The organism is Pseudomonas sp. GW821-FHT07E12 (genome assembly GCF_058986605.1).
This window is the reverse complement of record NZ_JBYSVX010000012.1, coordinates 103,895-122,601: the sequence shown is the minus strand read 5'-3', so window position 1 is coordinate 122,601 and position 18,707 is coordinate 103,895. Positions and strand designations below refer to the sequence as shown.

The 18,707-nt window shown below is 63.3% G+C and carries 24 protein-coding genes; 6 read left to right on the top strand and 18 right to left on the bottom strand.

Annotated elements, in window-relative coordinates:
- Positions 1-272 precede the first annotated feature (272 nt).
- The 4 genes from AC3WJE_RS09440 to AC3WJE_RS09425 form a co-directional block, all read right to left on the bottom strand.
- Positions 273-1,772 (bottom strand): PH domain-containing protein, encoded by a 1,500-nt coding sequence (locus tag AC3WJE_RS09440; RefSeq protein ID WP_493730529.1) that lies wholly within the window; start codon positions 1,770-1,772, stop codon positions 273-275.
- Entirely contained in the window at positions 1,769-2,245 is a 477-nt protein-coding gene (locus AC3WJE_RS09435) for a PH domain-containing protein (protein ID WP_493730528.1), read from the bottom strand. Before AC3WJE_RS09435 ends, AC3WJE_RS09440 begins: the two co-directional genes overlap by 4 nt.
- A gap of 155 nt (positions 2,246-2,400) precedes the next feature.
- Positions 2,401-3,528, bottom strand: a complete 1,128-nt coding sequence (ribA, locus tag AC3WJE_RS09430) for a GTP cyclohydrolase II RibA (RefSeq protein ID WP_493730527.1) — start codon at positions 3,526-3,528, stop codon at positions 2,401-2,403.
- A 109-nt stretch (positions 3,529-3,637) separates the two neighbouring features.
- A complete protein-coding gene (locus tag AC3WJE_RS09425) occupies positions 3,638-4,552 on the bottom strand; it encodes a lauroyl acyltransferase (protein ID WP_493730526.1) in 915 nt (304 codons plus the stop codon).
- An 89-nt stretch (positions 4,553-4,641) separates the two neighbouring features.
- On the opposite strand from AC3WJE_RS09425, the gene dtd reads away from it, so the two are divergent.
- Positions 4,642-5,082, top strand: coding sequence for a D-aminoacyl-tRNA deacylase (gene dtd / locus AC3WJE_RS09420; protein ID WP_493730525.1), 441 nt, complete (start codon positions 4,642-4,644; stop codon positions 5,080-5,082).
- 144 nt (positions 5,083-5,226) lie between these two features.
- Positions 5,227-7,104 carry an RNA polymerase sigma factor RpoD gene (rpoD, locus tag AC3WJE_RS09415; protein WP_493730524.1) on the top strand — a complete coding sequence of 626 codons (1,878 nt, stop codon included), beginning with the start codon at positions 5,227-5,229 and terminating at the stop codon, positions 7,102-7,104.
- A 308-nt stretch (positions 7,105-7,412) separates the two neighbouring features.
- Here the strand turns inward: rpoD and AC3WJE_RS09410 are convergent, their stop codons facing one another.
- Positions 7,413-7,646, bottom strand: a complete 234-nt coding sequence (locus tag AC3WJE_RS09410; protein ID WP_493730523.1) for a helix-turn-helix transcriptional regulator — start codon at positions 7,644-7,646, stop codon at positions 7,413-7,415.
- Between the two features lie 291 nt (positions 7,647-7,937).
- On the opposite strand from AC3WJE_RS09410, the gene AC3WJE_RS09405 reads away from it, so the two are divergent.
- Complete coding sequence (locus AC3WJE_RS09405) at positions 7,938-8,138, top strand: DUF4224 domain-containing protein (RefSeq protein ID WP_493730522.1); 201 nt, start codon at positions 7,938-7,940, stop codon at positions 8,136-8,138.
- Between the two features lie 31 nt (positions 8,139-8,169).
- A complete protein-coding gene (locus AC3WJE_RS09400) occupies positions 8,170-8,376 on the top strand; it encodes a DNA-binding protein (RefSeq protein ID WP_493730521.1) in 207 nt (68 codons plus the stop codon).
- Positions 8,377-8,501: 125 nt separating this feature from the next.
- Here the strand turns inward: AC3WJE_RS09400 and AC3WJE_RS09395 are convergent, their stop codons facing one another.
- The 13 genes from AC3WJE_RS09395 to AC3WJE_RS09335 all read right to left on the bottom strand — a co-directional run bounded on the left by AC3WJE_RS09395 (position 8,502) and on the right by AC3WJE_RS09335 (position 17,140).
- Positions 8,502-8,747 (bottom strand): hypothetical protein, encoded by a 246-nt coding sequence (locus AC3WJE_RS09395; protein WP_493730520.1) that lies wholly within the window; start codon positions 8,745-8,747, stop codon positions 8,502-8,504.
- Complete coding sequence (locus AC3WJE_RS09390) at positions 8,744-9,205, bottom strand: hypothetical protein (RefSeq protein WP_493730519.1); 462 nt, start codon at positions 9,203-9,205, stop codon at positions 8,744-8,746. Before AC3WJE_RS09390 ends, AC3WJE_RS09395 begins: the two co-directional genes overlap by 4 nt.
- On the bottom strand, positions 9,202-9,798 hold the full coding sequence (locus tag AC3WJE_RS09385) for a hypothetical protein (RefSeq protein ID WP_493730518.1): 597 nt from the start codon (positions 9,796-9,798) through the stop codon (positions 9,202-9,204). The genes AC3WJE_RS09390 and AC3WJE_RS09385 overlap by 4 nt, the downstream gene beginning before the upstream one ends.
- 27 nt (positions 9,799-9,825) lie before the next feature.
- Positions 9,826-12,504 carry a phage tail length tape measure family protein gene (locus AC3WJE_RS09380; protein WP_493730517.1) on the bottom strand — a complete coding sequence of 893 codons (2,679 nt, stop codon included), beginning with the start codon at positions 12,502-12,504 and terminating at the stop codon, positions 9,826-9,828.
- A 12-nt stretch (positions 12,505-12,516) separates the two neighbouring features.
- On the bottom strand, positions 12,517-13,320 hold the full coding sequence (locus tag AC3WJE_RS09375; RefSeq protein ID WP_493730516.1) for a DUF2213 domain-containing protein: 804 nt from the start codon (positions 13,318-13,320) through the stop codon (positions 12,517-12,519).
- Positions 13,321-13,392: 72 nt separating this feature from the next.
- On the bottom strand, positions 13,393-13,683 hold the full coding sequence (locus AC3WJE_RS09370; RefSeq protein ID WP_493730515.1) for a hypothetical protein: 291 nt from the start codon (positions 13,681-13,683) through the stop codon (positions 13,393-13,395).
- Positions 13,673-14,140, bottom strand: a complete 468-nt coding sequence (locus AC3WJE_RS09365) for a hypothetical protein (RefSeq protein WP_493730514.1) — start codon at positions 14,138-14,140, stop codon at positions 13,673-13,675. The genes AC3WJE_RS09370 and AC3WJE_RS09365 overlap by 11 nt, the downstream gene beginning before the upstream one ends.
- A gap of 33 nt (positions 14,141-14,173) precedes the next feature.
- The gene (locus AC3WJE_RS09360; RefSeq protein WP_493730513.1) at positions 14,174-14,680 is read right to left on the bottom strand and encodes a hypothetical protein; all 507 of its coding nucleotides are present in this window, start codon (positions 14,678-14,680) and stop codon (positions 14,174-14,176) included.
- A gap of 445 nt (positions 14,681-15,125) precedes the next feature.
- On the bottom strand, positions 15,126-15,500 hold the full coding sequence (locus AC3WJE_RS09355) for a helix-turn-helix domain-containing protein (protein ID WP_493730512.1): 375 nt from the start codon (positions 15,498-15,500) through the stop codon (positions 15,126-15,128).
- A 12-nt stretch (positions 15,501-15,512) separates the two neighbouring features.
- Positions 15,513-15,731: a hypothetical protein gene (locus AC3WJE_RS09350; RefSeq protein ID WP_493730511.1), complete on the bottom strand. Its 219-nt coding sequence runs from the start codon at positions 15,729-15,731 to the stop codon at positions 15,513-15,515.
- Positions 15,728-16,513 (bottom strand): hypothetical protein, encoded by a 786-nt coding sequence (locus tag AC3WJE_RS09345; RefSeq protein ID WP_493730510.1) that lies wholly within the window; start codon positions 16,511-16,513, stop codon positions 15,728-15,730. Before AC3WJE_RS09345 ends, AC3WJE_RS09350 begins: the two co-directional genes overlap by 4 nt.
- Positions 16,510-16,836, bottom strand: coding sequence for a hypothetical protein (locus AC3WJE_RS09340; RefSeq protein WP_493730509.1), 327 nt, complete (start codon positions 16,834-16,836; stop codon positions 16,510-16,512). Before AC3WJE_RS09340 ends, AC3WJE_RS09345 begins: the two co-directional genes overlap by 4 nt.
- A gap of 79 nt (positions 16,837-16,915) precedes the next feature.
- Positions 16,916-17,140: a helix-turn-helix transcriptional regulator gene (locus tag AC3WJE_RS09335; protein ID WP_493730508.1), complete on the bottom strand. Its 225-nt coding sequence runs from the start codon at positions 17,138-17,140 to the stop codon at positions 16,916-16,918.
- 105 nt (positions 17,141-17,245) lie between these two features.
- On the opposite strand from AC3WJE_RS09335, the gene AC3WJE_RS09330 reads away from it, so the two are divergent.
- On the top strand, positions 17,246-17,539 hold the full coding sequence (locus AC3WJE_RS09330; RefSeq protein WP_493730507.1) for an Arc family DNA-binding protein: 294 nt from the start codon (positions 17,246-17,248) through the stop codon (positions 17,537-17,539).
- Entirely contained in the window at positions 17,536-18,699 is a 1,164-nt protein-coding gene (locus tag AC3WJE_RS09325) for a tyrosine-type recombinase/integrase (protein ID WP_493730506.1), read from the top strand. The genes AC3WJE_RS09330 and AC3WJE_RS09325 overlap by 4 nt, the downstream gene beginning before the upstream one ends.
- Positions 18,700-18,707: the final 8 nt, after the last annotated feature.

The window sequence follows — 18,707 nt, the reverse complement described above, 5'->3', positions numbered from 1 at the left end:
TCGGCTGCTGTAAAGCGCTTCTTTGCTCGTGCAAAGAAACGTAACCCAAAGAAAGCACGCCCCAGTCCTCGCGCCCTACGCTGCGCTACGGGTCCGCTACGCCAGCGGGATTTTCTGACGCGACTTCCTGTCGCGGCAGAAAACGACGCACATCCTTGTGCGTCGCCCTTCGGGTTATTCCCGCCGTCTCCGCCGCTGCGGATGGGGGCCCCGGAAAAGCCGACAGCAAAGTCAAAATCACGAGCAACGGCAACGGCAACAGCCGTTGCTTCTCACCACTGCAATTTTCGCCGCGCGAGGCTGCTGCCCAGTTGTGTGTACAAGGTCTGTGCTTCGGCAAACGGGACGAAGCGCAGCCGCAGTGGTGGCAGGCCGCCGGTGGCGCCGGCGGTGTCCAGCCAGAGGGTGGCGGTGCCGGTGAGTCGGTCCAGGGGCGAGCGCACAAGCTGCAATGCCTGCAGCTTGTCGATCTCGGCGAAGCGCCACCAGCGGGTCCACCAGCCGCCGCGTATTGCGACGTAGCGTTCGTCCAGGGCGTAGCCCATGCGTTGGATCTGGCGCCAAGCGTGGAATGCGGACCAGGGCCACCACGCCAGTACCAGCAGCGATTCCGTGCCGAAGCGCAGGTACAGCGCGGCCACCAGCGGCAGCAGCCACAGCGATGGCAGGCACAGCCGCCACCAGCAGCGCATCGCTACCGATCGCCATTGCGGTGGTGGCCACTGCACACCCGGAAGAAGGTGTCGCACGAGCGCATCGCATGCCTGCGGTGTTGCGATGGGCGCAAGTTCCTTCAGTGCGCGACCTTCCTCGCCGTGGCTTTCCGACACGGCCGTGTCCACGCGCAGGTGGCGTCGGCGGAACAACCGGTGCAGCACGCCTTCCTGCAAGGTCCAGGCCTGGATGCGGCGGCGTGCGACGCTGGTGCGCAGTCTGGCCAGCAGGCCGCGTTCGACGGTGAGGCGTCGCTCCGATTCGCTCAGGCGGAAGCCGTGGTACTGCAGCAGCGCCAGCGCCACCGACAGCAGGCGCATCAATGCCAGTACCGCGATCAGCGCGAACGTGGTGAAGAAAGCGGCGGCCTGCACGCCCGGGTGCAATTGCTCGGCATAGTGATAGGCCTGCTCGCCGTGATGCTCGATGAAGCTCGAGATCTTGCGTTCCGGAAACATCTGGTAGAGCACGCCGAAGGCGGCTGCGACCACCACCATGCCGCGATTGGAGATCATCCCGAGCCGCACGATCTCGCTCGACGGCAGCGCCAGCAGTTCGTCGCTGGGGGGCTGCCCGGCTTCGCCGCTTACGCTGACCTGGCCGCGATAGCGCACCTGCTGCTCCAGCGCGAGCGCCTGATCCAGTCGCAGCACCCGCATCTCCGCTTCCGGCTTGTTGCCGCCGGCCGATTCCAGGCGGACTTCGGCCACGCCGAACAATCGATGCAGTGGCGACTGGTGCACCACCACGTTGTGGATGCGCGCGAATGGGATATCGCGCCGGCTGCGGTGCAGCCAGCCGCTGCGGATCGTCACGCTGTCGGCGTCGATGCGGTAGCGGTAGGTCAGGTAGCGCAGGATCGATACCGCCACCAGTACGCTGATCACGATCAACGTGGCGAGCTGGTTGGCCCAGTCGTAGCGTTCGCCGCGACCGCCGAACACCAGCAGCGCCACGATCGGCACTAGGAACTGTTTGAGTTGCTGCAGCAGCACGAACAGCCACGACAGCGGATGCAATCGCTGCTCGGGCGCCGCTTCGGCCGGGACGCTGCTCACAGCGCGTCGTCGTCGTGGTCCAGCTGCCGCGCCAGGCGATCACGCAGGCGTTCGGCGTCGTGCTGGTCCAGTCCGGCGATGGCGACGGCGTTGAGGCGCGTGCCGGCGGTGTGTACTACCAGTGTGGTCAGCCCGGCGAGGCGTTCGAGCGGGCCGCGGCGCAGGTCGAGGTGCTGCACGCGGGTGATCGGTACGCGCGTTTCGGTCTGCCACCAGCGACCACGGCGCAATGCCAGCCCGTCTGCATCCAGCCGCCAACGCGTCAAGCGCTGGCGCTTGGCCGAGAACCAGCCGCCGGCGATCGCGCCGATCAGCACGAAGATCGGAATCAGCCACCACAGGCGCGGTGCGATCACCATCAGGCTGCCGGTCGAGGCGATCGCCAGGGTCGCGCCCATCGTCAACGCGCCACCGGCGGCGGCCAGACGCACGCTGTGTGGAGGCAATGCATGCCAGTCGGCATCGTTGGGCAATGCTGGAGGCGAGGAAGAGCCTGGATCGGAAGTCGGGTACACGCAGCGCCGTGGATCAGCGAAGAGGCGACCAGCATAGCGTCGCCAGCGCACGCTGACGCTGGGCACCTAGAGCCGAGCTTGCTCGGCTCCACAGGTAGCCGGGCGTTGCCCGGCTACTGCGACGCCAGGATCAGCGCGTCCACATCGAGCAGGTGCCCGGCGCGGGCGGCCTTGGTGCGCAGGTACTGCTCGTTTTCGTGGGTGATCTCGCCGGTGACCGGAATGCGGTCGATCACCTCGACACCAGCCGCACGCAAGCGCTCCACCTTGGCCGGATTGTTGGTCAGCAGGCGGACACGCGCGATGCCCAGCCCGCGCAGCATCGCCACCGCGCTGCCGTAGCGGCGTTCGTCCGGGCCGAAGCCGAGCTGGGCGTCGGCGTCGATCGTGTCCAGCCCGGCGTGCTGGTAGCCGTAGGCGCGCATCTTCGAGGCGATGCCGGTGCCACGCCCTTCCTGGTCTAGGTACAGCAGCACGCCGCCACCCAGTTCCTTGAGCTTGGCCAGGCCGTGCCGCAGTTGGTCGCCGCAGTCGCACTTGAGTGAGCCGAACAGGTCGCCGGTGAGGCACGAGGAATGCACGCGCACCGGCACCGGCTGCGACAGGTCGGGCTGACCGACCACGATCGCGACCTGGTCGCGCTGGGCCACGCCGCCGCGGAACACCACGAACTCGCTCATGCCGACCTCGCGCAGCGGCACCGGCGTGCGGATCACCAGTTCGTACTTGCCGGCCGCAGCCTTGGCGCAGCCTTCGTCCAGATCGGCGAGCGAGAGCTGCTGGCAGCCTGCGAAGGCGCTGTCGTCGGCTTCGATTTCCACCGCCAGCATCGCCGGCAGCAACAGACCCAGGCGCGCGGCCTCGGCGGCACCGGCATCGAGCGCGTCGCCGGCTTGCCACTGCTGCGGCACTTCGGCGTCGCGCAGGTAGGCCAGCGATGCCAGGCGATCGTAGGAGATGCCGTCCAGGGCGATGCGTGCACCCTGCGGTGCATCCAGGCCCAGTACACCGGCCCGGATCGGGGTCAGATACAGATAGTGGCGTTGTCCGGCGGCCTGCGCGAACGCCTGATAACTGCGCTCGGTGCTGCTGTCCAGCGCCAGCACCGCGCGTGCCGTGCCCTCGTGGGTGATGATCACCGGGCGGGCGGCGCGCAGCTCCGAGGCGGCGCGCTCGCTGCGGATCGCGGCCGGGTCGCCGAAGGCGGTGGGGTGTTGCGAGGTAGGGGAGGAGGTCGTCATCGGTTTATCTGATGAGGGCGACGGCGTCCGGTCTCAATCCTGGCGCGGTCTTGCTGGCCGCGACACTGCGTCACAGGCATGGCCGCAATTGTCAGGAGTGGACGGAGGTTCAATGCGGATGCCGTTCGGTCGCATAGGGGTTGGGTTCGCCACTGCCCGGTGGTCGCAGCGTGTAGCGCTTGTAAGTCCACTGGTACTGGGTGGGATCGCGCCGGGCGATCGCCTCGATGCCGGCATTGAGCGCGGTCGCGGCGATGACCGGATCCGGATCGGCCAACTGCGGGGAGGCCGGCTGTACGTGCAGGGTGAACTCCAGGTCCGGCCCGGTGCGCTCGCACCAGGCATACAGCACCGTGGCGCCGGTGCGCTCGGCGAGCCGGTTGACCAGCGTCATCGTCAGCGCGGGCATGCCGAAGAATGGCGCGAACACCCCATCGCCCATCTTCGGCTGCTGGTCCGGCAGGATGCCGACCGCGCCACCGCCCTTGAGCACCTTGAACAACTGCCGCACCGCCGGCCCTTCCGCCCTGACCTGGGTGACGTTGTCGGCGTTGCGGACGATCTGCAGGAAGCCGTCCCGTGCGGGCGAATCCGGTGCCCGGTAGACGATCGCGATCGGCCCGCGCTCGGACAGCCACTGGTTCAGCAGCTCCCAATTGCCGAAATGCGGTGCCGCCACGATCACGCCCTTGCCGGCCGCCAGCGCCGCGTCGTAGGTGTCCTGGCCCTGGCGGGTGAGCCGGGCCAGGTTCGACGGCGCCGGGTTGGTCCAGGTGCGCAGCATTTCCAGGGTCTGGCGCACGCTCGATGACAGGATCTGGCGATGCAGGATCTTGCGTTCGGCCGGCCCCAATTCGGGATAGGCCAGTTCGAGATTGCGGCGGACCACGCGGCTCTCGCGCGCATTCAGCACCCGCCAGCTCCACGCCAGCAGATCGGACAGGCGCTTGAGCAACGGCCATGGCAGGTTGCCCAGCAGCGAAGCGGCCCGATACAGCAGGCGGGCACGGGGGTCGGCATTCATTCGCCGATTTTAAACGGGCATACCCGATGGCGTGACAGTGACCGGGTCGGTCGGCATGCTGCCGGGTTCAGCTTGAGAGGAGTCATGCCGTGCTTGCCTTGATCCAACGCGTGTCGCAGGCCTCGGTCGAGGTGGAGGGGGAGCTCGTCGGCCGGATCGGCCCGGGCCTGCTGGCGCTGGTCGGCGTCGAGCCGGGTGACGATACGCCGCGGATCCGGCGGCTGGCCGAACGCCTGCTGGGCTACCGGGTGTTCCCCGACGAGGCTGGCAAGATGAACCGCTCGCTCGCCGACACCGGCGGTGGCCTGTTGCTGGTCAGCCAGTTCACCCTGGCCGCGGACACGTCCTCGGGCATGCGCCCTGGCTTCAGTACCGCCGCTCCGCCTGCGGAGGCTGAACGCGTGTTCAATGAACTGGTCGCGATATGTCGCGAAAAGCATGTCGGCGGGGTGGAAACCGGCCGCTTCGGTGCCCATATGATCGTCAACCTGGTCAATGACGGCCCGGTGACCTTCCTGCTGCGACCCTGAGGTCGGCCTTGTTTCAGCAGGCGCTGCCGCATCGAAATTCCGGCGTGCGGCGGCGCGGTTGAGCGAGCCAGTGAGCTATTCATCACGTGGCGCGGTATAATGCTAGGTTCTCCAATTCCTTCCCAGCCGGTGGCGCGAGCACTCATGGCCAACGAACGTCCTGCCCAGCAAAACGACATCAAGCTTCTGATCAGCAAGGGCCTGGAACAGGGCTACCTGACCTACGCCGAAGTCAATGACCACCTGCCCGACGACCTGGTCGATCCGGAGCAGATCGAAGACATCATCGGCATGATCAACGGCATGGGCATTGATGTCCATGAAGTTGCCCCCGACGCCGAAACCCTGCTGTTGAACGACGGCAACACCGGCAACCGCGAAGTCGACGACACCGCGGCCGAAGAAGCCGCTGCAGCACTGAGCGCGCTCGACACCGAAGGTGGTCGCACCACCGACCCGGTGCGCATGTACATGCGCGAGATGGGCACGGTCGAGCTGCTGACCCGCGAAGGCGAAATCGCCATCGCCAAGCGCATCGAAGAAGGCCTGAGCCAGGTGCAGGCGGCACTTGCCACCTTCCCGCTGTCGATCGAGCTGCTGCTGAACGACTACGAAGAACACAAGGCGGGCCGCAAGCGTCTGGCCGAGGTCGTGGTCGGTTTCAACGACCTGATCGAGGAAGCCGACGCTGCCGCCGCCGCAGCTGCCGCTTCAGCCGCTGTAGCGGCCGAAGAGGGCACTGCCGATGACGACGACGAAGAAGAAGGCGATGACGACGTCGCCGGCGAGGAAGATGCCGCGCCGACCGGCCCGGACCCGGTGGAGGTCGCCACGCGCATGGAGGCGATGGGCGCCGAGTACGCCAAGTTCAAGAAGGCCCATGCCAAGCACGGTTCCGACAACAAGGCCGTGAACAAGGCGCGCGAGGACGCCGCCGCGATCTTCGTGACCCTGAAGCTGCCGCTGAACCTGACCGACACCCTGGTCAATCAGCTGCGCGGCCAGGTCAACGCGATCAAGGACCACGAGCGCAAGGTGCTGCACCTGGCGACCAACGTCGCCAAGATGCCGCGCAAGGACTTCATCCGTTCCTGGGAAGGCAATCAGACCAACCTGGAGTGGGTGGACGACGCGCTCAAGCGCAAGCAGAAGTGGTCGTCCGCGCTGCGTGACGTCAAGGACAACATCGTCAGCGAGCAGCAGGCCTCGATCGAGCTGGAGAAGGCCAACTACCTGACCCTGGCCGAGATCCGTGAGATCAGCCGCGCGATGGCCTACGGCGAGGCCAAGGCCCGCAAGGCCAAGAAGGAAATGGTCGAGGCCAACCTGCGCCTGGTGATCTCGATCGCCAAGAAGTACACCAACCGCGGCCTGCAGTTCCTGGATCTGATCCAGGAGGGCAACATCGGCCTGATGAAGGCGGTCGACAAGTTCGAATACCGTCGCGGTTACAAGTTCTCGACCTATGCCACCTGGTGGATCCGCCAGGCGATCACCCGCTCGATCGCCGACCAGGCGCGCACCATCCGTATTCCGGTGCACATGATCGAGACGATCAACAAGCTCAACCGCATTTCCCGCCAGATGCTCCAGCAGTTCGGCCGCGAGGCCACGCCGGAGGAGCTGGCCAAGGAAATGGACATGCCGGAAGACAAGATCCGCAAGGTGATGAAGATCGCCAAGGAGCCGATCTCGATGGAGACCCCGATCGGCGACGACGAGGACTCGCATCTGGGCGACTTCATCGAGGACACCAACGTGGAGTCCCCGATCGACAACACCACCAACATCAACCTGCAGGAGACCGTGCGCGACGTGCTGGCCGGCCTGACCCCGCGGGAAGCCAAGGTGTTGCGCATGCGCTTCGGCATCGACATGAACACCGATCACACGCTGGAAGAAGTCGGCAAGCAGTTCGACGTCACCCGCGAGCGCATCCGCCAGATCGAAGCCAAGGCGCTGCGCAAGCTGCGTCACCCGAGCCGTTCGGAGCAGCTGCGCAGCTTCCTCGACATCGACTGACGAGCGCTGCGTTGGTTCCTGCTGTATCGACGAAGGCCCCGCTGATGCGGGGCCTTCGTTTTTTTGTGCACGTATCGATCGCAGGGGCTCGTCCTGCATCGCTCAAACAGGCAGAATGTCAGGCCGCGCGGGCCTATAGCTCAACGGTTAGAGCAGAGGACTCATAATCCAGTTCGGCAGGTTTTCCGCGAACCCTCTATAGCTCCAATATCACTGCAAAAACAGGCCTTTAAGTGGATTTCAGCACGGCACTGCTTGCCAGTTTCTGCGGTGTATTTCTGTGAATTTCCAGCATCCTTACACCGGAACTACACGGGGCTTTCTCGCTCTGCGATGCGTTCTGCCATCCACTCATCGATTTCGGATTCGACCCACGCGGACATCGTGCCCAGCGGCACCGGCTTAGGGAACTCGCCGGCACGGATCCGAGCGTACAGGGTGGACTTCGACAGGCCGACGCGCGCCAACACTTCGCGGATGCGGAGGAAGCGTAGCGGTTTCGGTCTGGGAGCGCAGGCGGTAGCAGGTAGCGTGGTGTTCATGGCCGTCAGCTTGGCGCATCAGCAGCTCACGAGCTGAGACCGCTTGATGCCGCGATGTCGGAATCTTCCGACGCATCGTTGCGTCGATCGCCGATACCGCCGGGCTGCAGCGGCGGCGCCCCGAGGCATGTCGGACGCGGAGCCACTAGCTACCAGGGAGGAGAAGCGGCTGGCGAGGACTATGCGCGGGTGATCACTACGACGGCCGGCCGCTGCAATGCCGCCGCCACGTAGATCGCTCACGATGGGAGTTCGTTCTCGATCCTGCTGAGGTGTGGAATGGAGTTGGGCTTGTGCCTGTCTCGCGATGAAATCCAGCAGCTGACGCGCACACCTATGCGGGCCAAGCAGTTGGAGTTCTTGCGCCGTAACGGCATCCGTCACTACATCGACAACAACGGCAGGCCGGTAGTGCTGCGCGCCGCGGTGGGTGCAGCACCAGCAGAGGGGGCAGCGAATCTGACTACATGGAAGCCCAACAAGGCGATCTAGGGGAGGTCGGACCTTTGTCGACGATTCTTAGGTGCGTCCGATGCTGCTGATGACGGTAGTTGCTTGGAGAGCGAAATACTTCGCGCCTGGGAGCGAGCCCTCGGAGCTCACTGTCCGGCGATGGATCCAGAACGGATTTCTTGCCGGCCGGAAGGTTGGCGGGATCTGGTATGTCGACGAGCATGCTTGGCTCGCGGATGGTGATGAGCTTGTTCTGCGGGTTCTGGAGAACAACTGAGGCTACCCTGATCCCAAGGGTAGCCCCGTCGCCTCACGCTCAACCCAAGCGCAGCGACTGCCGGACGTTGTTGCGGGCACCTTCCGGCTGGCCCGGCGCGAGTGAGCGACCGCCCGCGCGGTTGATCAGTGCCAGCGGCTGCAGCCGGCACTCGGCAGCGGGCGTGTGGGTGCTACTCGCCCCGACTGTACGATGCCGTCGAACGCGCCGGCGATGTAATCATCACAGCGTCCCATGACCGAATCGGTTCCGAGCACTTCGGACACGACGCGCCGTCTCACGATTGCATCGCTCTCGTCATCGGCGATATCCACGCCTGGGGCAATGCGGGCAGCATCCAGTATCAGTTGAGCGCGGGTCTGCATTTTCATGTGGCTTCCTTCAGTTTCTGGATGGAGCGTTGGACGATGGCTGGCCAGTTCTGTTGCGCCGCACGCATGAAGCCCCAGCCGGCCTGGTTGTACTCGCGGCCGAGGCTGTCTTTCCCGACGAAGCCGTGTTCCATGCGGGCGGCATAGGCGGCTGTCCAACCCAGCCACACGACATCGCCGACCTTGGCGCGAAAGAAGACAAGAGCGGGGTCGCCGCTCACTGGCGCCGTGTACTTCCGATCCTTTTCAGCAACGCCCTGGCCGGCAGGCATGCCCTCCAGCGATGCGGTGATCGTGTTCTGCAGAAATCCCGTGTCCTTCGGCAGCCTGCCACCCTTGCTCTCGTCCGTGTTCGCTTCGATAGCCAATTCCTCCAGGGAGTAACGCACCAGCAAATCGAGCTGATGCTTAGCCTTGTCGGTAAATGACCGAACCTGGTCGGATAAATTGCTGGTCATGCGGCTTCCATGCCGAGGCTGCCCGGATGGATTGAAGCGTCGCGATACATCGAGACCCGCTGGCGGGCAGAGAATGGCGCCAAGGCGACCAGCCGGCGAATGGTCTCCGGTTTAGCCGATGGAGCAGGCTGCATGCCCTTGTGGCACTCGCCACGTGCTTGATTGATGGCCAGATAGGTTTCCTCGATCTTGTCCAGTGCCGATTCGAGTGTCTTCTGTGCATCTTCGGCTGCGCTGAGGTCGGCGATCAACTGTTCATGCAGCCCGGGCAGTCCATCCACGGCTTCCTTCAGGCGCATGATGTCGCGGATCGCCACCAATGCTCCCGAGAGGGCCTCGATACGATCCCGCTCAAGCGAGAGTTGCTCGAATTCATCCCACAGTTTCTTTGCCGCAGCGTCGTCGCCGGCAATCAGTGCCTGCTTGTACTCCGGGCCTTGGTTTTGCCTGTTGGCACCGGTGTGAATCTGCTGCAAGCGATCCCGTACGCGCCCTCGCTCCTGTGCCAAGCGTTGGATCAGCTCTACGGCCTCTTTTGAGCTCAAGGGGCGGTCGCAGTTGACCGCGTCGCTTACTTCTTTCAGTACGCTCATTCTTTGGTTCCTCTGATTGGTGAAGGCTTACCGGAGCCGCCTTTTCCCGTTCCATCCAGCCTTGTAGGCGCGGGAAACATCACCTCGGCCGCTCGCCAGATCGGCCGAGACTTTCTGATATGTCTGCCCCATGACCTCGCGCCCGTGTCGCTTGAGCATCGCTTCAAGCACGGCTACCGTCGCTGCATCCGGATTGCCACTGATGTAGATCTGTGGCGCGTAGGTGTTGCCACCGCCGACGCCGCGTTGCTGCGCCACACGATCCAATGTCGCATCCAGCTTTGCGCTGGTCTGGCTGGTCATAACGCGCTCGCCTTCCTGCAGAAGCCAAGTGCCTGTTTTGGGCACCGAATCGATGCCGTCATGCGCCATGCCCGTCCATAGCAGGCCCTCAGCCAAAGCTGTTGTCGAGGACAGTGCTGCCATCGCGGGTCCTGCATTGCCGCCGAGGGTTGCCAGAGACGCCATGGCTGCAGCCGGGGCCCATGCTGTGGCCGCGGTGGAAGCCTGTAGCGCCGTCGCTGCGGTCGTGCTTGAGCCGAGCGTGGCCTGCACCGCTTTGTAGACCAGCCATTGCGCGGCCATGTCCTCCAGCGCCTTTACGAAAGCGCCCCCCATGGACTGGGCCACTCCGATGAAAGAATCTCCCAGCGACTGGTTGCCCTTCAGTAGCTCGTCGATTTGGGTAGAGATGCCGCTCGTGGTCGCTGAAAAGAACCCTTGTATGGCGGCCTGCGCTTGCTGGTTATAGTTCACCGCATCGAAAGCATAGTTCTCCCATGCGGCTCGGACTCCGGCCCTCCAATCCCCCAGCATCGCCATACGTTGCTGCTGGTAGTTCCGTTCGATGTCCAACGATTTGTTGAGACTCGTCTCTAGGGCGGCCTGTTGCTGTTGGTAGTCCCCCTGACTGAGCGCTGTGTTCTTGTCCCGCTGAGCCTTGTCGAGCTTCTCCTTCTCTTGCAGATACTGGCGCTGTATATCCAGCTGCCGCTGCAGCATCTGCGTGGCGTCGGCGCCTCGGCCGATCCCCATCAGATCGATGTCCGCTTGCTCCTTGCGCTGCTTCTCCAGCTGCGAAAGCCGCTCAGTCAGCGCGATACTCGCCTGCATGCCCCGCTGCCGTTGAACTTCAGCCTGGGCCTGTGCGTCCGTGGTTTGCAACGTTGGGATAAGTGCCTGAAGCAACGCGCGAGTGGCCGCCGTCATCGTGTTGGTCTTGTCGGCCAGAAGCTGCTTGGCCTGGATCACCATGCGATCGCTGGCCGTTACCTTGTCGCCCGTTTCCAATAGCTGGTTGTTCGCTGTGATCTGGCGCTGGATGCTGCTGACCAGGGACTGGGCCGAGTTGTCGTCGACGTTGGCCTTGTGGTTACGCCGAGCCTCAATCTCTGCCTGCTGTTTCTTGTAGGTCGTGATAGTTGCTTCGATCTCCGTCTGATCACGACCAGCGGCAACGCCTTCTTTGCGGATCCTGGCGATCTCCTGTTCTGCGCGCAGGGTCTTGTTGTACATGGCTTGCCGGCGAGTCCATTCCGCATCAGCCCGATCCTTCCGATCCATCTCTGCCGTATCGGCGGGACTGTAGATGCCGGCCCATTGCACCGTGAGCTGACTTTGCTTCAATGCCAGCAATTGCGCTTGCATCTTGTCGATGTCGGCTTGGGTCTTGCTGGACATGCCGCCCGCAACAGCATCCCGCGTGTATGCGAGCTGCTGCTGCAGTGCTTGGATCTGCTGGTCTACGGTGTCGCCGCGACCGATGTTGCGCCAGATGTCCCAGACCTGCGATATCTCTTGCTTCACTGACCTCCAAGTGCCGCCGATCCAGTTCACGTTCTCCGTTATCCGCGGTGCCCGCTGATCGATAGAGTCAGCAAAGGAATGCATGAGGACCGTAGCTGCTTGCATGGTCGAACCTTGCTCTTGCAGCGCCTTGATCGTTCGGTATTCCTGGGCTGTGAGGAAATGCAAACTCTCATTGAGCGTGCCGGCAGCTTTTACCGGATCATCGGCGATCTGCACGAACTGCTTGATGGTGTTGTCTATCGACTGGCCAGTGGCGATGCGCATCTGCTCGGCGGCCTTGGCTACGAGCCCGAGTTGTTCACCCGCTATCCTGCCTCCGGCGGCGATTTCCGCGAGCGCTCGACTGGCGCTGTTCACTGTCGAGCCGGGCAGCCTCCCAATGGTCTCAGCCATCGCAGCAAGCTGGCCGGTCGTAACTCCGGCGTAGTTGCCGGTCAAAATGAGGGCATTCTGGAACGCGCGGGCCTCGTCGCTGCCTTGTTTCCAGGCGACTGCCAACGCAGCAACAGCTGCTAGGCCGATCGTGAGCGGATTGATCAGCGCAGCTAGTTCTGCCCCCATGGCACCCGTCACGGGGAGAGCCCCGCCCATTGCGCCGCCAAGCCCACCAAACTGCTGGGCAAGCGCCTCAGTGGCGGCGGCAGCCGCATTCTGGGCTTGGCGGATTTCCTGGGCTTGCCGCACCGATGCCTGCGCAAAGCTTTCGTTGGCTCTCGTGGTGTTCGGTAGCTGAACTCCTAGCTTCTTGGCGGTCTGGACCAACTGGTCGTATTCCTTCTCCAGTCGATCAACCGAAGCGGTCGTACGGCCGGAAGCCGCCGCGTTCTGGTCCAGCGCCTTGGTGCCCTCGACCAACCCGCTCGAATCGACTCGATAGCCGAGCTCTGCAATGTCCATAAAGGGCTCCTGTTAGCCGCGGTTGCCGGCCTGCAGCTGTGCGCACATCTCGGCGTAGGCACGGTTTCTGGCGTCATGGGCAGCATCGAGTTGGGGCAGTTGCTGGCGTACCCGGACCGCGTCATGCGCCATCTGGGCCACACGGCGCTGACCGGAAGTAGCATTGGATGCGAGCTGGTTCGAGAGCATGTCAAGCTCACCGTCGGTCAGGTTTGCGCCACCGTCGGTGAGTTGCTTGCGGAAGTGCGCCGCATCCAGCACCTGCTGACAGCCGGCAGGCGCCGAGTCGATCTGCAGCTGGCGGCCGCCGCGCGCCACGTCGACCAGCGAAAGGTGGTTGTTCAAGATGTTCCGCTGTACCGCGTCGTAGACCTGGCCATCGGGCGTGGTGCCGCTCTCGAAATGGATCTCTGCGTTGTAGCCCATGGACAGTTGGCGCTTGCCGGCCTCCCAGGCTGCGATAGTGGCCTTGTCCATCAGCACCAGCTGTACGCGGACAAACTCGCCATCGCGGACCACCTCGGCGCCGGTCTGGCCGACGGCGTACTTCTTCCAGTTATCAGCGGTGACGTGCTCCGGCGGGTGGTCGTTGGTCATGGGGCGGTGGGCGAAGCTCTTCATGGTGGCGTCGGAGAAGACTTCCTCGGCTGGGCGGTAGACTCGCACCACAGGCATGTCAGACCGGCCCAACTCCGAGCCCAGGTACTCCTGAACACCGGCGCGGGCGACCTTTGCATCGGCCACGAGGTAGCCGTCTGCGGTGCGGCGCGTGGCGCCCACGGTGACGCGGTCGGTGAATGTCGTCTGTGTGTTCATTGGTTTCTCCCTCAGCTGCCGCGGTCGCGGCGATGGTGCTGGTGATCCAGGCCAGCGAAGTTGTGACGCGGGTCAGTCGGCAGCATTGATTAGCCGGTTCAGTTCCCCGCCTACGGCTGGGTCGATCTTCTCGATTGCCTCGATGACATCGACCACTGCGACCGTCATGTTTTGTGTTATGCCGTCCTCGATGGCTGCTTCCAGCGCAGTGAGAAGGGCGGGGGGGATCCTGTCCGCCAGGGCCTCGATCGAGTGCCACAGGTAATCCCAGAACGCGATAGCGTCGGCTGTTGGCTTCGACTGGCCAATGGTGGCCATGCGGGCTTCGACAGCACCGAGGCGGTGGTTCAGATCACGACGCATGCGCGCGCTCCAAAGCTTTGAGCCGGGCATCGAAGTCCGCCAACTCGTGCGCGCGAGCGAATGTTTCCACGCAGCGCGCCAAGCGCTCCGCTTCGCTAGAGGTGATGGCCCCCTCGGCCGTGCCCTGCAGGATCGCCTGGAGCGTCCTGGGGACGTCTGCCGGCGATGTGGGCACGGGTAGGTCGATCGCGAGCGCGCGCTCGCGCGAGGGAGGGGAGATTCGTTCGAGACAGAGCCTCAGCGCGGTGGAATCGCCGGCCAATGCCAGGTCGACTGCCTTGCGCATGATCTGCTTGGATTCGCCTTCCAGCAGCTTCAGGGCTGCAACGGTGGTCTTGTTGCGCGAGCCGGGCTTGCGACCAGAGTTGCCTCGCCCGAAGCGACCGCGGCTGTCGCGGTGCTCCGTATCGGCGCCGTTGTTACGGTCGGCGCTGCTGGTGTTGGATGCGCTGTTCACCCGTACATTGCAGCGAAAGCCAACCGCGTGTGCTTACCTGACTCGGGTTTTTCTCGGTGGCAGCTCGCCGGCTCGTTGCAGGACGGTGCGTACCGCATCATCCGATCGGCCAAGCCGCTTGGCGATCATGCTGACGATGTTGTGATCGGCCGCGCTGATGCCGCGGATCCGCCGAGCAAGGTTGACGGCGTCAGCATGCCAGGCCGGCCGGCGAGCGGCACGTGCACGGCCCCCAGCTGCTCGCGCGGCGATCACCTTGCGCCCGGCCTGGATCAGTGGAGCGGACATGGCGCGTTCCAGCACCATACTGGCGGCCAGCTCGTGCAGATGCAGCTCTGTCGCACGGAGCGGCGATAGCTCATCTCCGTAGCGCTCCAGTGCATCCATGCGTGCCAAGTGCGCCTCCAGGTCATTGCGGTAGGCAACCAGCAGCGCCGCATCCAGCCGCCACGCCTGCTCGATCTTCGCGAACTGGCGACGGAGTAGTGCGGATATCGGCTTGTCCTCCTGATCAGCAGTGGCAGTGGGAAGGCGCTTCATGGAGGGCTACTCCTCGCGCGCACGCGCGTACTGGTCGCGAAACCCTTCCCCAAACCCTTCCCGAAGGGTCTTCGAGGGGTCTTCATGAGGGTTCGCTGAGCGTGCAGTGAGCCATGCGTGTGCTACTAGCATCGTTTTCGGTGCTACCGGTATACGAACGCATCGATTCTGGATGCGAACGCATTGCGACCGCACGACGATCGCTCGGCGAGGTTTCATCGAATAGGTTTGGCAGTGAATAGCAATGCTGTCAGTGTCTTCACGCTGAGAGGTGGTTTTCAAAATCAGCTCGTTTCGCATGTGCTGACCCCTACTTAATGGATCTAGTTCTTAGATCAAGTTCTTGAATCAAGTTCGGGTGTCATTTCTGATACCGGTTCTAGTGTCATAAGTGGAACTGGTTGGTGTCACATCTGACACTAGGCGGTGTCACCGATGACACCTCTCAAAATGCAAAGTCGTCCCACGCTTCAACTGGTGTCACTTTTGATACCGGTCTGGCTGTGGTGGTGTCAACGATGACACTGGTTTCATCTACCGTTTGGTCTGTCACCGTGTACACGTTCGACCTTCCGAACTCACGATGCGCCGTCAGGTATCCTCGTTCTTCGAGCCGGTGCACAGCCCTGATCGCGGTGCTCTTCGATATCCCGGCCTTTTTGCAGATGCGGCCCATTCCCGGCCATGCCTCGCCGTTTGGATCAACGTGTCCCAGGATCACGCACAGGACGACACAATGTCCGCGGCTTAGGCCGGAGTCCTGTAGCGCACGCTCGATCAGCTGGTAGCGCCCCAGCAGGTTGAAGGGCTCATGTGCCATTTCCTTCCCCGATCACGCGACCGCGCCGCTTAGCTTCTTGGTCAGAAGCTTGCGGTTGTGCTCGCAGACCGCGCGGTCGTTGGCGTACTGGGGTGCGCTGCACCCCATGCCGATGAGCGTCTCCAGGGCGCTCTCTGCGGCCTTGGTGTTGTCCAGCCAGCGCTCAAGCTGCGGCCGGGGGAGGTTGCGCAGCTGGCGAGCTGTGAGGCATCGGATAGGGCGGTAGCTCACTGTCCTTTCTCCTCTTCGGCAATGAGTTGGTCCAACGGCTTCACTTCTTCGACTGGCTTACCGGAGGTGACGTCGTTGACGTACCTGCACACGCGGCCGATAGCGCGCTTCTGCTCCTCAGTCCACGGGAAAGGAGGGAAGGGCGCATCGCTCCACGGGTCTAAGGCGTGGATCGCTGCGATGGCTTCAACTTCTTCCCAGGCCTGGGTGTAGGTCAGACGCACACCATCGCGATCCTTGCGGCCATTGATTCGCCCCCTGATCAGTTGGAGGGTGGCCGCCGCTTGCTCATGCAGAACTGCATCCTCTGCAAGCTGTCTGTTGGACTCCCGCAGGCGCTCCGCCGCTTGCTTCTCGCGCGCCTCGATGGTGGCGAACCGTTCCGGCGGGAGCGTTAGAGGGACACCCCAGGACGGATCATCCCAGGATGCACAGCTCTCATGTACGAACCAGTAGTCAGGGATCGCACTAGCCTCATTTGGACTGTCCTCCCAAATGGACACCTCATCGAACCCGATTTGCTCGCTTTCCCCATATTCCCAGGGCTTCCACCCGAGAGCGTGCGCGCGTTCCAGGAACTCGAGCTTGTCGACCTCTTCGGTGACCATCCGCCCGTTCATATCCTGGAACACCATCACGATCGGTTGCATTTCCAGCTCAGTGAGCCAGTCGAGGCGCGCCGCACCGTGCTCAAGGAGGACGCGAAGGGGCACATCTGCTTCGAGATACTGCTCGATAGGGTCGCGCTCAGTTGGCTGTGAGCTGCTCATCACAGCGCTCATGCGACCGCTCCTGCCGCAGTGCGCAGCGCCTTTGCCATCTCCAGTAGCGCCACGAAAGTGGCGACGTCGTCGTAGTAGAGCGTGATGTTCTTGCCCTCCGGATTATCGAGGCAGGCCTCCAACTGCCGGTGGACGAAGTCATGAAACATGTCTGCGGTGGATAGTGCGTTGTTGGCGTCCAAGCCTGGATTCACTTGCAGCAGGTATTCGTCATCTGCTGCGAAGTGGCTGAAGAGAACCTCCTTGGTCTTCTTCGGCTTAGTGGGCGCTGCATTGCGCGCGGAGTTCGCAGCCGGGGCCGCCTGGTGTAGGATTGCGTTCATGGTCTCTTCGTTCCTTGGTAGGGTTCGGGGATGGCTCTCACGGCTCGTTCCGGTTGCACCCGGGCGGGCCGTTTCTTTTTCAGCCGGCCAGTGCACGGCTGTCGGTGGTCTCGATAACGGATGCCTCGATGTAGGAGTCGAGGTCTGCCGTGCGGTAGAACACGCGGCCGCCGATTTTCACGTAGCGCGGGCCGCGGCCTTCGTGCCGCATCTTCTCCAGCGTGCTATGGCTCAGGCCGAGATAGGCGGCTGCGGCTTGACCCTTCAAGCGGGAGGTGGGGAGAGCGGAGTGCTTTGTGGTCATGTGTGGTCCTCGGTTGAATGAGCTAGCCCGGTGCTACCTCTGAGGGTATTTGTAGCACCGGGCTACCTGTCGCGCAAGCCCCGTGCTACCTGATATCGTTGCCAGATGGCCCGAGACGATCCCCAAACCAACATCCGCATGCCGGCTGAGCTGAAGGAACGGCTCATGGAAGCTGCGAAGCGGTCCAACCGGACTTTCGGCGCCGAGGTCGTGATGCGACTGGAAACCAGTTTCAGGGTCGACGGAATTCACGCCAGCGCAGATGAGGTGATCGCGGTCACCCAAGCTAATGCCGAGCGGGTCAGTCAGGGACTGGAGGAGATGCGCCAGCTCAAAGCCGCGATGGAGGCGCAGCTGGCTAAAGCAGCGAAGTACCTGGACCCGAAGAAGAGCCCATGACCGCCTTCGCCAAGCTCACCCGCGCAGGTTTGCGCGGCCTGCAGCTTGGCCAGTCGCTGAGCGAGCACGGCATTACCTACACACGCACCAGCAGTGGTGACGGGCGTTGGTCGGTGAACGTGATGGTCAACCGCAAGCGCCATCACCAGGTGGTGGGGCTGGAATCTGAGGGCTACACCCGCACCCAAGCAGAAGACGTCATTGCCAAGTTCAAGGCGGCCAAGCGCACTGGAGCCCACGGTGTCGCCGGCAGCAAGGTGAATGCTTCGCAGACGCTCGCACGGGCTGCTGATGAGTATTTGCGGTACCTGGTCATGCATGACGGGCGTGACCTCAAGAACAAGGAAATGCGCTTCCGGGAGCACCTGAAGCCCCGCCTGGGTGCCAAGCAGGTGGCCAGGCTCACAGACGACGACTGGCTGGCCTACGTGGGCAAGCGCAAGGGCGAGGGCGCGAGCCCGGCCACGATCAACAGAGAGCGCTCTGCGTTGCTCCACATGCTCAACACGATGCGTCGGCGGAAGCTGCTGGCCAACATGCCAATGTTGGCGCGCCAGAAGGAACCGGACGGCAAGATCGTCTATCTCACGCCGGCGGAGTCGCAGCGGTTGCTCAAGGCTGCGGCAAACGATCAGTCCGAGCACGCACATTGCTTCGTCATGGTTACGCTTTTCACCGGCTTGCGTCATGACGCTGCGCTCGACCTGCGTGTGCGCGACATCGATGCTGGCAGGCGGATACTGTGGATTGGCCATGACAAAGCGGGGCGCCGTGAACAGCCTATGCCGCAGATCCTGGCCGACTACCTGGAAGAGCTGATTGCAGGAAAGTCGCCGGACGAATACCTGTTCGCTTCCACACGCGCGAAGTCGGGCAGGGTGTACCAGATGAATGCCGTGTTCGGCCGCTGTGTGGAGCGCGCTGGCATCACCAAGCATGTGACCCCGCACACCATGCGCCACACCGCCGCTACCAACGCAGCGCATGCTGGACTCGATGCAGCCACTATCCAGATGATGGGTGGATGGAAGACACGCGCTATGGCCGAAAGGTACACTCATGCCGCTTCAATGCGGGACGCGATGGATGCCCTCCAGAGTCGGCTGACAAGCCGCAGGGTTACACCAAAATTGCAACAGCGATCGCGCAGAACCGCTTGAAACCCTTG

Bases quoted from the DNA above. Each gene is read 5' to 3' on its own strand.
- ribA (WP_493730527.1), bottom strand. From the start codon at position 3,528: ATGACGACCTCCTCCCCTACCTCGCAACACCCCACCGCCTTCGGCGAC.
- AC3WJE_RS09425 (WP_493730526.1), bottom strand. From the start codon at position 4,552: ATGAATGCCGACCCCCGTGCCCGCCTGCTGTATCGGGCCGCTTCGCTG.
- rpoD (WP_493730524.1), top strand. From the start codon at position 5,227: ATGGCCAACGAACGTCCTGCCCAGCAAAACGACATCAAGCTTCTGATC.
- AC3WJE_RS09410 (WP_493730523.1), bottom strand. From the start codon at position 7,646: ATGAACACCACGCTACCTGCTACCGCCTGCGCTCCCAGACCGAAACCG.
- AC3WJE_RS09395 (WP_493730520.1), bottom strand. From the start codon at position 8,747: ATGAAAATGCAGACCCGCGCTCAACTGATACTGGATGCTGCCCGCATT.
- AC3WJE_RS09390 (WP_493730519.1), bottom strand. From the start codon at position 9,205: ATGACCAGCAATTTATCCGACCAGGTTCGGTCATTTACCGACAAGGCT.
- AC3WJE_RS09385 (WP_493730518.1), bottom strand. From the start codon at position 9,798: ATGAGCGTACTGAAAGAAGTAAGCGACGCGGTCAACTGCGACCGCCCC.
- AC3WJE_RS09380 (WP_493730517.1), bottom strand. From the start codon at position 12,504: ATGGACATTGCAGAGCTCGGCTATCGAGTCGATTCGAGCGGGTTGGTC.
- AC3WJE_RS09375 (WP_493730516.1), bottom strand. From the start codon at position 13,320: ATGAACACACAGACGACATTCACCGACCGCGTCACCGTGGGCGCCACG.
- AC3WJE_RS09370 (WP_493730515.1), bottom strand. From the start codon at position 13,683: ATGCGTCGTGATCTGAACCACCGCCTCGGTGCTGTCGAAGCCCGCATG.
- AC3WJE_RS09360 (WP_493730513.1), bottom strand. From the start codon at position 14,680: ATGAAGCGCCTTCCCACTGCCACTGCTGATCAGGAGGACAAGCCGATA.
- AC3WJE_RS09355 (WP_493730512.1), bottom strand. From the start codon at position 15,500: ATGGCACATGAGCCCTTCAACCTGCTGGGGCGCTACCAGCTGATCGAG.
- AC3WJE_RS09345 (WP_493730510.1), bottom strand. From the start codon at position 16,513: ATGAGCGCTGTGATGAGCAGCTCACAGCCAACTGAGCGCGACCCTATC.
- AC3WJE_RS09340 (WP_493730509.1), bottom strand. From the start codon at position 16,836: ATGAACGCAATCCTACACCAGGCGGCCCCGGCTGCGAACTCCGCGCGC.
- AC3WJE_RS09335 (WP_493730508.1), bottom strand. From the start codon at position 17,140: ATGACCACAAAGCACTCCGCTCTCCCCACCTCCCGCTTGAAGGGTCAA.
- AC3WJE_RS09330 (WP_493730507.1), top strand. From the start codon at position 17,246: ATGGCCCGAGACGATCCCCAAACCAACATCCGCATGCCGGCTGAGCTG.
- AC3WJE_RS09325 (WP_493730506.1), top strand. From the start codon at position 17,536: ATGACCGCCTTCGCCAAGCTCACCCGCGCAGGTTTGCGCGGCCTGCAG.